At 32.2% G+C, this 12,193-nt stretch carries 10 protein-coding genes; 9 read left to right on the plus strand and 1 reads right to left on the minus strand.

What is annotated here, in order from left to right; all coding sequences use genetic code 11:
• The first annotated feature begins 84 nt into the window (after positions 1 to 84).
• The 9 genes from CDIF1296T_RS04875 (at position 85) to CDIF1296T_RS04915 (ending at position 11,338) form a co-directional block, all read left to right on the plus strand.
• On the plus strand, positions 85 to 1,347 hold the full coding sequence (locus CDIF1296T_RS04875; RefSeq protein WP_009888596.1) for an SLC13 family permease: 1,263 nt from the start codon (positions 85 to 87) through the stop codon (positions 1,345 to 1,347).
• Positions 1,348 to 1,422: 75 nt separating this feature from the next.
• Positions 1,423 to 2,616, plus strand: coding sequence for a CaiB/BaiF CoA transferase family protein (locus tag CDIF1296T_RS04880; RefSeq protein ID WP_009895828.1), 1,194 nt, complete (start codon positions 1,423 to 1,425; stop codon positions 2,614 to 2,616).
• A gap of 628 nt (positions 2,617 to 3,244) precedes the next feature.
• Positions 3,245 to 4,039, plus strand: coding sequence for an enoyl-CoA hydratase-related protein (locus CDIF1296T_RS04885; RefSeq protein ID WP_009895829.1), 795 nt, complete (start codon positions 3,245 to 3,247; stop codon positions 4,037 to 4,039).
• 94 nt (positions 4,040 to 4,133) lie between these two features.
• Positions 4,134 to 5,474 carry a GntP family permease gene (locus tag CDIF1296T_RS04890; RefSeq protein ID WP_003437552.1) on the plus strand — a complete coding sequence of 447 codons (1,341 nt, stop codon included), beginning with the start codon at positions 4,134 to 4,136 and terminating at the stop codon, positions 5,472 to 5,474.
• Between the two features lie 136 nt (positions 5,475 to 5,610).
• Positions 5,611 to 6,843: a CaiB/BaiF CoA transferase family protein gene (locus CDIF1296T_RS04895; RefSeq protein ID WP_009895830.1), complete on the plus strand. Its 1,233-nt coding sequence runs from the start codon at positions 5,611 to 5,613 to the stop codon at positions 6,841 to 6,843.
• Positions 6,844 to 6,882: 39 nt separating this feature from the next.
• Entirely contained in the window at positions 6,883 to 8,025 is a 1,143-nt protein-coding gene (gene acrC / locus CDIF1296T_RS04900; RefSeq protein WP_003437554.1) for an acryloyl-CoA reductase, read from the plus strand.
• A 10-nt stretch (positions 8,026 to 8,035) separates the two neighbouring features.
• A complete protein-coding gene (locus CDIF1296T_RS04905; protein WP_003437555.1) occupies positions 8,036 to 8,830 on the plus strand; it encodes an electron transfer flavoprotein subunit beta/FixA family protein in 795 nt (264 codons plus the stop codon).
• A gap of 13 nt (positions 8,831 to 8,843) precedes the next feature.
• Entirely contained in the window at positions 8,844 to 9,863 is a 1,020-nt protein-coding gene (locus CDIF1296T_RS04910; RefSeq protein WP_009895832.1) for an electron transfer flavoprotein subunit alpha/FixB family protein, read from the plus strand.
• A gap of 98 nt (positions 9,864 to 9,961) precedes the next feature.
• A complete protein-coding gene (locus tag CDIF1296T_RS04915) occupies positions 9,962 to 11,338 on the plus strand; it encodes a sigma-54 interaction domain-containing protein (protein ID WP_003437559.1) in 1,377 nt (458 codons plus the stop codon).
• A gap of 331 nt (positions 11,339 to 11,669) precedes the next feature.
• Here CDIF1296T_RS04915 and CDIF1296T_RS04920 read toward each other — a convergent pair whose 3' ends face one another.
• Positions 11,670 to 12,014, minus strand: coding sequence for a hypothetical protein (locus tag CDIF1296T_RS04920; RefSeq protein WP_003437561.1), 345 nt, complete (start codon positions 12,012 to 12,014; stop codon positions 11,670 to 11,672).
• Positions 12,015 to 12,193 lie beyond the last annotated feature (179 nt).

Below are 12,193 nucleotides of genomic sequence, written 5' to 3' on the forward strand. Positions count from 1 at the left end.
GGTAAAATAGATTTATTGATAAAAAATATAAATTATAAAATACATTATCTAATAAAACAAATAAAAAAATTGAGGGGGATTAGTATGGATATTATAGCTTTACTTTTATTTTTAGGAGTTATTATTATTGCATTTGTACGTAAGAATAATGCAGGTATTTTGGCTCTAGCTATTGGTGTCATAGCTGTTAGAATTTTTGGAATGGATGATAAAGAACTTTATGGAGCTATAAGCAACTCAATGTTTACTACACTTGTTGGTATAACACTACTCTTTGCAATAGTGAACTCAACAGGAGCATTAAAGCTTGTTGCAGAAAAAATTGTAGCTGCTTCTGGTAAACGTGTTTGGCTTATACCTATAGCAGTTTTTATAGCAGGATTTGTTGTTGCTGGTGTTGGACCTGGGGCAATTCCAGCACTTGCAATTATCCCAGCAATGGCTGTTCCTGTAGCCATAACAGTTGGTTATAATCCTGTAATGCTTGCACTTATAGGTGAATGTGGATTAATGGCAGGTCGTATGACTCCTATTACTCCAGAAGGTCAAATTATAACAACCGTTGCAGAAGGGGTTGGAATTGAAAATGTTATGCCTACTATCTTAGCCTGTCAAACTCTTTCTACAATTGTATTTTCAATAGTATTGTTTATAATTTTCAAAGGATATAAACTTAAAAAACCTATAAATGTTATAGATAGTAAGCAAATAGAAAAATTCAATATAAAGCAGATAATTTCTCTAATAAGCATAGTAGTTATGATTGCTTTTATCATAATTTTTGATATGAATGTTGGGCTTGCAGCTTTTGCAGTTTCAGCTGTACTTATTTTTTTCAATATTGCTGATGAAGGAGAATGTATCAAATCAATTCCATGGAGCACGATAGTAATGGTTCTTGGAGTAGGTGCAATGATGACAATCGTAGATGCAGCAGGAGGTATTGACTTGATGAGTAATGCATTATCATCACTGATGAATAGTAAAACAGCTACTCCAATTATGAGTATTTCAGCAGGACTTATGTCTATGGTTAGTTCTGCTTTAGCAGTAGTTTATCCAACTATGATGCCTATGTGTGTTGATATAGCTAAGGCAGTTGGAGGAGTAGACCCACTAGCACTTATTGCTGCAGTTGGTGTTGGAGGTTCTCTTGCTGGTGTAAGCCCACTTTCTACTGGTGGGGCATTGATTTTAGCAGCTATGGGTTCAAGTAAGAAAGACTTTAATAAGGAAGAACAAAATAAGGTTTTTGTACAGCTTTTCATTATGAGTGCAGTTGGCTTATTGGTTATTGCAGTAGTATCAATATTATCATTTAATGCAATAACACATTTAATGAACTAATTAGAATAACTGAAAATAAATCATTAAATTTAACTTTTAATATTAATCAATATAATATAATTTGGAGGGGAAGTTATGAAAAAAGGAGCATTAAGCAATATAAAGGTACTTGACCTTACAAGAGTTCTTGCAGGTCCATATTGTACAATGATGTTGGCGGATTTTGGAGCTGATGTTATAAAAATAGAGATGCCAAGAAAAGGTGATGATACAAGAGGTTTTGGACCTTTTGTAAATGGAGAGAGTTTATACTATGCAAATATAAATAGAAATAAAAAAGGTATCACTCTAAACCTTAAATCAGAAGAAGGAAAAAATATATTTTTAGAAATGGTAAAACATGCTGATGTTGTAGTAGAAAATTACAGACCAGGTGTAATGGAAAAGTTAGGTCTGGGTTATGATGAGTTGGCTAAAGTTAACAATCAAATAATTTATGGAGCTGTATCAGGATTTGGATGTTATGGACCATATTCAGAACGTCCAGGTTATGATATTATTGCACAGGCAATGGGTGGTCTTATGAGTATAACAGGGCAAGAAGGAGGAGAACCAACGAGAGTTGGTAATGCTATGGGTGATGTACTAGGTGGAATGAATTTAACTATTGGTATACTCACAGCACTCAACGCTAGAAAAATAATAGGAAAAGGACAAAGAGTAGATGTTTCCCTCGTTGATTCTGTTGTATCGTCTCTCGAAACTGGTATACAGAGATACTTTGATTCAGGACAACCTGAACTTATGGGTAATAGATATGCTTCAGCCTATCCTTATGACTCTTTTAAGGCAAGTGATGGAAGTTTTGTAATAGGCTGTGGTAATGACAAACTTTTTGAAAAGTTATGTAAAAAAGTTCTTTTTAGAGAAGACCTTTTAATAGATGAGAGATTTAAAACAAATCTTAATCGTTGTGAACATTACAAGGCTCTTAAACCAGAAATAGAAAAATGGTCTGTTAAGCATACAATAAAAGAAGCAGTTGACTTAATATCAGAGGCTGGAGTTCCTGCTGCTCCTATCTATAATCTTGATTGTGTTACAACAGATGAACATATAGCAAAAGCAAGAGAAATGATTGTAGATATTAGTCATCCTATTATAGGAAATATGAAAGTCAATGGAAATCCAGTTAAGTTGATGACAACAAAAGCTAAAATTGATATGCCAGCACCATCTCTAGGGGAAAGTAACGAGGAGATTTATAATGGTTGGCTTGGTTTTGATAGTGATAAAATAAAAGATTTAAAAGAAAATGGAGTTATTTGATTAAAAAATAGCTAAACACACTTGTGACTTTAGTCATGGGAGGTTCAGTTAGAATAATATCAAAAAATATTAAATCAATACTGTAAATCAAATATAGAATTGTCAGAAGCATTTAAGATGGGAAAAGCTACTTAGACATTGAGTCTTTGTGGCTTTTCCTATTTTCATTAAGAATTTTATATTATCAGAATAGATATGTACTAAACTAAAGTATTAACAATTTAAATTAATAGAAAATAAACTACCTAATTATGTTGAATAAAGACTACTTTAGTGAAAATAAACTTATAGAGATGCTATTTAAATTATTTTAATGGAAATATCAAAAATGAGACTGCATTCTCAAAAATGAGACTGCGTTTTTTAAGTATTTTCTCGAAAATGAGACAAAAATATTGTTTTATGGGTTTTATTGAAGAAAAATTCTTCTGTGAATTACAATTTAATCAATTTTAAAGTTGAAAATTATTAAAAATTTAGTGAAATTTATGTATATTTCGTTTATTTTATTAAAAATAACAATTTTTTACTAAAAATAAAGAACTTCAATGGTGATTGGCATAGTACTTGCTATTTTATATTAACAAGAAATGTAGAAAAAATAACAATGTATAATGGGGGGAATATGATGGAATCTGTAATGGAAAATTTGAACAATCTTAAGGTGGAGCTTAAGGACAAAGTCTGTGTTATTACTATAAATAGACCTAAAGCTTTAAATGCTCTTAATAGTGACACTCTTAGGGAACTATCACAAGTTATTGATGTAGTATCAGAAAATGAGGCAATATTAGGAGTTATTATTACTGGAGAAGGTAAAGTTTTTGTAGCTGGTGCTGATATACGCCAGATGCAAAACTATAAAAGTGAGGAAGGCAGAAAATATGCAGGTTATGCTCAGGGAATTTTTGATAAAATTGAAGCTCTGGAGAAAACAGTAATAGCAGCAGTTAATGGATATGCATTAGGTGGTGGATGTGAACTTGCTATGAGTTGTGATATTAGAATTGCATCAGAAAAGGCTATATTTGGACAACCTGAAGTTAATTTAGGAGTTATTCCATGTTTTGGTGGAACTCAAAGATTATCAAGACTTGTTGGAACTGGAATAGCTAAAGAGTTAATTTTTACGGGGAGACAAGTAAATGCAGAAGAAGCTAAATCTATTGGGCTTATTAATAAAGTGGTTCCAAGTGATTTACTTTTAGAAGAGTCTATGAAGATGATGAACCAAATAGTTGAAAAAGCGCCAATAGCAATAAGATATGCAAAAGTTGTTATTAACAAAGGGATAGATATGGATTTAAAGAATGCTCTTGAACTAGAGAAAGATATTGCAGGTTTAACTTTTGCTACAAGAGATAAGCAAGAAGGAATGAATGCATTTATAGAAAAGAGAAAGCCAGTTTTTGAAAATAAGTAGCTATTATAACTAAAATTGGAACAATGTAGAATATATTCAAAATCTAAATTTCGTGAAAAAATACATATAGTTTAATTTTAAAAGGAGTTAATTTATGAATACGGGAGTAATTATAAGTTTAGTAGGGATTATCATAGCTCTATCTCTTCTAGTTGTAATGGTTATGAAGGGAATAAATATTTTTATTATAGCAATTGTATGTTCATCATTAGTTGCTATAACAGGAAGCCTAAATGTGTATGATGCACTTAAAGTGGATTATATGACAGGGTTTGTTGGATTTCTTCAGGCAAATTTCTTTATTTTCCTAACAGGTACATTAATGGGAAAAATAATGGAGATTACTGGTGGAGCAAAATCTATTGCTAAGATGATTGTAAGATGGATTGGGAAGGATAAAGCACTACTTTCTATTCCAATAGCTTGTGGAATATTAGCCTATGGTGGAGTAAGTGTTTTCGTTGTAAGTTTTGCAGTGTTTCCGATAGCTTTAGAAATTTTTAAAGAAGCTGATTTGCCACGAAGATTTATACCAGCAGCTTTGACTTTTGGATGCTCAACTTTTGCTATGGTTGCACCAGGGGCACCACAAATTCAGAATATTGTTCCAGCATCAACATTAGGGACAGATATTATGGCTGGAGCAGTAAATGGTTTTATATCATGTGCAGTAATGTTTATAGTTGGAAGTACAATTTTGTACAAAATGGTTTCAAAAGAAAAAGCCAATGGTGGTCATTTTATAGCACATGAGTCAGATATATTTGATGAAGCAGAAGCAACTAATTCTAAGAGAGAAAATGGTCCCAATGGTGTAATTGCCTTAATTCCATTGATAGTGTCAATTTTAATAATTAATGTAAAAGTTAATGGAAAAGCGATAGTACCAATTGAGGTGGGAGTATTTATTGGAGCTTTATTAGTATATTTATTGTTAAATAAATATCAAGATAATACTAAAATAGTTGGACATGTTGGTGATGCATGTAAAACTACAGTAGTAGCAATATGTAATACTTGTGCTGTAGTTGCATTTGGTTCAGTAGTAAAATCAGCAGTTGGTTTTGACTTCATAGTTAATGCCATGACTAATATTCCTGGTCCTCCTATTGCAGGGGCTGCAGTTGGAACTACAGTTATTGCAGGTATTTGTGGGTCAGCTTCAGGTGGACTAGGAATTGCAGCTCCACTTCTTGGACCAGTATTTTTAGCCAAGGGTGTTTCCGCTGCAGCATTAACTAGGACTATGGCAATTTCATCAGCAGCATTAGATTCACTTCCACACAATGGATATATTGTTACTGTAACAAATGGTCTTTGTAAAGAAACACATAAGGATGCCTATATGCCAATATTCTGGGTAACTGTTTTAACCCCATTTATTGGAACCATAGTAGCAGTCCTACTGTTTACAATGTTCCCGGGATTGCCATAAGAGAAAAGATAAAAGGTATAAATTATATTTTGATATTATAAAATCAATTTTCAAAATATATACAATAAATTTCATGTTTTAATACTGTAAATATGTATTTAAAATAACAAATTGACCATATAAGGAGGAATTGAAAGTGTTAAATAAACCATTAGAGGGAGTTAAGGTTATTGACCTAACGTATTTTGTAGCAGGTCCAGGGACTTCTAAAATATTAGCTGACTGGGGTGCTGACGTTATTAAGGTAGAGCCAAGCTTTGGAGACCCAGGAAGAAAGACAGGGGCAACAATGACAATGCCAATAGATGATTATAATAATCCTTTTTACAGCACATATAATTCAAATAAAAGAGGTTTGTCTATAAATCTTAAGAGTGAAACTGGAATTGAAATTATGGATAAGCTTTTAAGCGAAGCAAACGTATTTGTTTCAAGTTATAGAACAGGAGCGTTAAAAAGACTAGGTCTTGATTATGAATCATTAAGTAAAAAGCATCCACACCTTATCTGGGGTCAGATAAATGGTTTTGGCGATTTTGGACCTGCTAAGGATAATGCAGGATTTGATACAGTTGCCTTTTGGGCAAGAAGTGGGGCTATGCTTGATATAGCAGAAAAAGATACAAGTCCAATAAATCCACCTATAGCCTTTGGAGATGCAACAACTTCTTGTAGTTTATCTGGAGGAATATGTGCAGCTTTGTACCAGCAAGCTAAGACTGGCAAAGGACAAAAAGTAATGGCATCTTTATTTGGGCAAGCAATATGGAATGCATCATCTTTATTAGCATCTACACAGTTTAGTGATGAGTATCCAAAAACTAGAAAAAATGCTATTTCACCAGTAATAAATTCTTATCGTTGTAAGGATGGAAAGTGGATATTCTTAAGTATTTTAGAGCATGAAAGATATTTTGAGGCACTTTGTAGATTATTTGGAAGAGAAGACTTAATAAAAGAAGAGAAATTTGCATCTTCAGTAGAAAGTAAGAAAAATGCCACAGAACTTATTAGTATTTTGGATGGTGAATTTGCAAAGTTTACTCAAAATGAGATGGTTGAAAAACTTACTGCTGCTGATATAGCTCATGAAAAAATTCAACATGTTAATGATGTAGTGACTGATGAACAGGCTATTGCTAATAACTATATATATGAACATACAAGTAAAAATGGGAATAAGACAATGCTTGCATCTACTCCAGTTAAATTTGGAAATATTGAAGTTAACATGACTTGTGATGCTCCACTTATAGGAGAACATTCAGATGAGATATTGAGAGAACTTGGATACAGTGATTCTGATATAGAAGCTCTAATTGAATCTGGAATTGTAACAATGAATAAAGAAGCATGTGAAATATGTTAATAAACATGTGAAGTATGTTAATAAATAGGAGGGAATTTTATGGATTTTAGATTAACAGAAGCACAATTAATGCTTCAAAGAGTAGCAAAAGAATTTGCAGAGAATGAAATAGCACCAATAGCTGCTGAAACAGACAAAACAGGTATTTTTCCAAGGGAGCTTTTTAGCAAAATGGCTAAAATAGGATTTAATGGAATTGGAACACCTGTAGAGTATAGTGGTTCTGGTGGGGCAGATATAGAAAAGGTAATTGTTGTTACTGAGATTGCCAAAAAATGTGCAGCATCTGCAGCAATATTATCAATACACACAATATATGCTCAAGCTATTTTGAAATTTGGTACTGAGGAACAAAAGAAAAAATACCTTCCAATGATGGCTGAAGGTGGGTGTGTAGGTGCTTTTGCCTTAACCGAACCTAATGCTGGTTCAGATGCTGCGAGAGCTGCAACAACTGCAATTATTGATGAAGAAACTGATGAATATGTTTTAAATGGAACTAAGTGTTTTATTTCTGGTGGAGGTCAAGCAGAATCATTAATAATATTTGCATTGACAGACCCATCAAAGGGAATAAAGGGAATGTCTGCTATCATTGTCGACAAAGGTACTCCAGGTTTTTCAATAGGAAAAATTGAAGAAAAAATGGGTATTCATGGTTCAGAAACTGCAGAGTTAATATTTGATAACTGTAGAGTTCCAAAGTCTAACTTATTAGGAAAAGAAGGTAAAGGATTTAATATAGCTATGACTTGTTTAGATGGAGCAAGAATTGGAGTTGGAGCTCAAGCTGTAGGAATTGCTGAAGGGGCTTTAGAAGAAAGTATCAAATATTCTAAAGAAAGAGTCCAGTTTGGCAAGCCAATTTCAGCTTTGCAAGGTATTCAATGGTATATAGCAGATATGGCGACAATGGTGGAATCAGCAAAATTATTAGTATATTATGCTGCAGATTTGAAAGCTAGAGGAGAAAAACACACTAAAGAAGCTGCTATGGCAAAATACAATGCGTCACGTACTGCAAGAGAGGTTACAAATTTAGCCCTTCAAATCCATGGTGGATATGGATATATGAAGGATTATCCATTAGAGAGAATGTACAGAGATGCCAAAATAACAGAAATTTACGAAGGTACTTCAGAAATACACAAAGTTGTTATTTCAAGAGCAGTACTAGGATAGGAGGAAAAGAATGAATATAGTTGTTTGCTTAAAGCAAGTTCCAGATACTAATGAAGTTAAAATAAATAAAGAGACAGGTACTCTAATAAGAGATGGTGTACCAAGTATAATCAATCCAGATGATAGAAATGCTTTAGAAGAAGCTCTAAAAATGAAAGATGAACTAGGAGCAGTGATTAAGGTTATAAGCATGGGACCTCCTCAAGCTAAAAGTGCTTTAAAAGAAGCTTTGGCAATGGGAGCTGATGAAGCTTATTTAATCTCAGATAGAGCTTTTGGTGGTTCAGATACTTGGGCTACATCTACAATTATTGCTGCTGCTATAGAGAAGGTTGGAAAGTATGATGTAATATTCTGCGGAAGACAAGCTATAGATGGAGATACAGCTCAGGTTGGACCAGAGGTTGCAGAATTTTTAGGGATACCACAAGTTACTTATGCGAAAGAAGTAAAGGTTCAAGATGACAAATTACTAGTAACTCGTTATACAGAGACAGGGGATTATTTAATAGAAGCAAAGATGCCAGTTTTATTAACTGCTATAAAAGAGTTAAACAATCCAAGATATCCAAGTGTCAAGGGAATCTTAGAAGCTTATAATAATGGAGATGCAAAGATTACTGTATTAACACTTGCAGATTTAGATGTTGATACAACTCAAATTGGATTAAAGGGTTCACCTACAAACGTTTATAAGTCTTTTGTACCAGTTAAAGACAAGCATAATGAAATAATAGAAGGTATAAATAAAAAAGAAAAAGCTGAGAAACTAATAGAAATACTATTCGATTTGAAACTAGTATAGGAGTGTTAAGATGATGAGAGCAAAAGTTAATCAAGGTATAAATTTAAATGATTATAATGGTGTTTGGGTAATAGGAGAGCAAAGGGAAGGTAAAATTAATCCTGTTACGATAGAACTTATTGGTGAAGGAAGAAAGCTTGCTGACCAATTAGGAAAAGAGCTTGCAGTTGTGATAGCTGGATATGAAGTAGAGAAAGAAGTGAAGGAATTACTTCACTATAGTGTTGATAAAGTATATTACATCAATGACCCTCTTCTTAAAGATTTCACTACTGATGGATATGCAATTTCAATTGCAAATTTAATCGAAAGAAAAAAGCCAGAGGTTGTATTGGTTGGTGCTACTTCTATAGGAAGAGATATAGCGCCTAGAATTGCAGGTAAGGTTGGAACAGGTCTAACTGCTGACTGTACAAAACTTGAAATAGATTCAACAGATAATAAGTTATTACAAACAAGACCAGCATTTGGTGGAAATTTAATGGCCACTATTGTTTGTCCAAAAAATAGACCACAGATGTCAACAGTTCGTCCAGGAGTTATGGCAAAAGCTGTAAGAAACGAATCAGAGACTGGAATTTTAGAAGTTGTTACTCCAGAACTTACTGAAAAAATGATTAGAACTAGATTAGTAGAGATACTTCCACAAGAAAAGAAATCTGTAAATCTAACTGATGCTAGAATAATAGTATCAGGGGGAAGAGGATTAAAAAGAGCAGAAGGATTTGAGCTTATAAAAGAATTGGCTGATAAATTGGGGGCAGAGATTGGTGCTTCAAGAGCAGCAGTAGATTCAGGGTGGATAGAACATTCTCATCAAGTGGGACAAACAGGAACTACTGTTAGACCAGAACTATACATTGCATGTGGAATATCTGGAGCAATACAACATTTAGCAGGTATGAGTGATTCTAAATATATAGTTGCTATAAATAAAGATGCAAAAGCCCCTATTTTTAGTATATGTGACTATGGAATAGTAGGAGATTTATATGAAATTATACCTGAAATGATAGAATCATTAAATAGGTAACTTTTAGAAAACATTGAATATGTAGAATGATAAGTCTTATAATATTGTATTGTAAGACTTATTATTTTTGCTGAAGGTTATAGTGGGGAGATGAAACAATGAAAGAGCAGTGGTATAAGGATATATTTGCAAGAGTATTATCTATGACTGATGATGGTTTTATTGTTGTAAATACAAGTGGAGTAATAATAGATATTAATGATAAATATTGTGACTTTTTAGGAAAAGAAAGAAAAGATATAATAGGACAAAATATACAAAGTATTATACCAAATACAAAAATGCTAGATGTTATGAAAAATAAGTATTGTGAAGAAGGAGCTATACATCATTATTCAGGTGGAAATACAAAAGAAAAAAGTGTAATAGTAAGTAGGTCTTATGTGGAAAATGACAATGGAGAAGTAGTTGCAGGAGTAGCTCAAGTTAAATTTAGATTGCAATCATTTGATGTAGCTAAAAAGTTAATGTCAGAATATATGGAGCTCCAATATTATAAAGAGCAGTTTAAGGATAACTGTGGTTTTGACAAGCTCATAGGTGAAAATAGAGACTTCATAGAACTTAAGAAAACAGGTGTGAAAGCTTCTAAAACAAACTTTCCAGTACTTTTAACGGGTGAAACAGGCACAGGTAAAGAAGTTTTTGCTAGAGCAATTCACAATAATAGCAGTAGGTCAGATAAACCTATGGTTAGTATAAATTGCGCTGCAATACCAGAAGAATTATTAGAGTCAGAGCTATTTGGCTATGACGAAGGAGCTTTTACAGGAGCAAAAAAGGGTGGTAAAAAAGGTAAATTTTTAGTTGCGAATAATGGTACAATCTTTTTAGACGAGATAGGTGACATGCCTTTGACCATGCAAGCAAAACTTTTAAGAGTTCTTCAGGAAAGTGAGATAGAACCAGTGGGAGGTCTTAAAACTATAAAGATAGATGTAAGAGTAATCTCTGCCACAAGAAAGAATTTAAGTAAAATGGTTGAAGAGGGATTATTTAGAGAAGACCTATACTATAGATTAAATGTAATAAACATTCATATGATGGAATTGAAGGACAGGCAAGATGATATTTTATTGCTAGCAAATTATATATTAAACAAATTAAATGTTGAATACAAGGAATTGAAGGTTTTAAGTGATAAGGTTAAAAATTGTTTTATTAACTATACTTGGCCGGGAAATATAAGAGAACTACAAAATGTAATAAAAAGTGCCTATGCTGTAAGTGATGATATGGTCATTATGATGTGTGACCTTCCATCTAAGATGGATAATATCAGCAGAGTAGCTCAATGTAATGTGGATAGCAATTGTTCAATTCATGAAATGGTTGAGAATTATGAAAAGAGCTTAATTATTGATGTGTTAAGGAAGTATAATTGGAAATGTTCTAAGGCAGCAGAGGTTATGGGAATACACAAGAGTCTTTTATATAAGAAAATAAAAAAGTATGAAATTGAATTAAATAATTAAGATAACTTGAATTAAGGCAATGCTAAAAAAGCGCCCTTATTCAAAGCGAACTGTATAAACTGTTTTATGCAGTTAAAACGTGTAAAAGTAGATGTGAAGTACTAATGTCAATCATTAGTACTTTTTTATTATATTTATAATTACTATCTATATTTCAGTATCTTTTGATATCTAAGATTATTATGTTTAATTTAGTATATAACAAAACCCTCTTAGTTATGGACAGTTTTTTATATTTTAACTGTCTACTAAGAGGGGATAGTTTAGTTTAAATTTAGAGTAAATTTTATCTAGCATTTATAAAAAATATTTTGAATAGCTTTTTTGTTATTTAGTCATAATTTTCTACTTCTTTATCAAGTTCTTTGCCACAAGAATCACACTTATATATAGCATTGTATCCGTAATCATATTCATCAACTATTTTCTTTTGTCTAAATACACCACCACACTCACATAGGAAACCAATTTTTATAAGTGTAACGATAAATTGTGATTTTATAAATTTTATATCATTGCATTTATCGTTAGTGTAAAATGTATAAATATAAGAGTTATCGCACTCATCTCTTAATTCAAATCTTTCAATATATGTGTTATTTTTTAATTCCTCAAATTCTTCTTTAGTTAAATATGATTTTTGTTGCAATTCATGTAAACGCTTAATTTGGTCCATTATTTATATCCTCCCAATAATTTTAGTATTTTAAGCTTAGATAAGGAATCTAAGTTTTATTAAATTTATCCCAAGGAATTATTTAAATCATATTTAGTTTTATTAATTACAACATATATAAATTACACGAAAATAAAACTAATTGTAAAAATAATATCCTGTGAAAACCTAAACTACTA

The sequence above is a fragment of the Clostridioides difficile ATCC 9689 = DSM 1296 genome, from assembly GCF_001077535.1.
In the GTDB taxonomy this organism is placed as follows: Bacteria; Bacillota; Clostridia; order Peptostreptococcales; family Peptostreptococcaceae; genus Clostridioides; species Clostridioides difficile.

Excerpts from the sequence above, each read along its gene's own strand:
- CDIF1296T_RS04875 (WP_009888596.1), top strand. The coding sequence starts at position 85 with ATGGATATTATAGCTTTACTTTTATTTTTAGGAGTTATTATTATTGCA.
- CDIF1296T_RS04880 (WP_009895828.1), top strand. The coding sequence starts at position 1,423 with ATGAAAAAAGGAGCATTAAGCAATATAAAGGTACTTGACCTTACAAGA.
- CDIF1296T_RS04885 (WP_009895829.1), top strand. The coding sequence starts at position 3,245 with ATGGAATCTGTAATGGAAAATTTGAACAATCTTAAGGTGGAGCTTAAG.
- CDIF1296T_RS04890 (WP_003437552.1), top strand. The coding sequence starts at position 4,134 with ATGAATACGGGAGTAATTATAAGTTTAGTAGGGATTATCATAGCTCTA.
- acrC (WP_003437554.1), top strand. The coding sequence starts at position 6,883 with ATGGATTTTAGATTAACAGAAGCACAATTAATGCTTCAAAGAGTAGCA.
- CDIF1296T_RS04905 (WP_003437555.1), top strand. The coding sequence starts at position 8,036 with ATGAATATAGTTGTTTGCTTAAAGCAAGTTCCAGATACTAATGAAGTT.
- CDIF1296T_RS04910 (WP_009895832.1), top strand. The coding sequence starts at position 8,844 with ATGAGAGCAAAAGTTAATCAAGGTATAAATTTAAATGATTATAATGGT.
- CDIF1296T_RS04915 (WP_003437559.1), top strand. The coding sequence starts at position 9,962 with ATGAAAGAGCAGTGGTATAAGGATATATTTGCAAGAGTATTATCTATG.
- CDIF1296T_RS04920 (WP_003437561.1), bottom strand. The coding sequence starts at position 12,014 with ATGGACCAAATTAAGCGTTTACATGAATTGCAACAAAAATCATATTTA.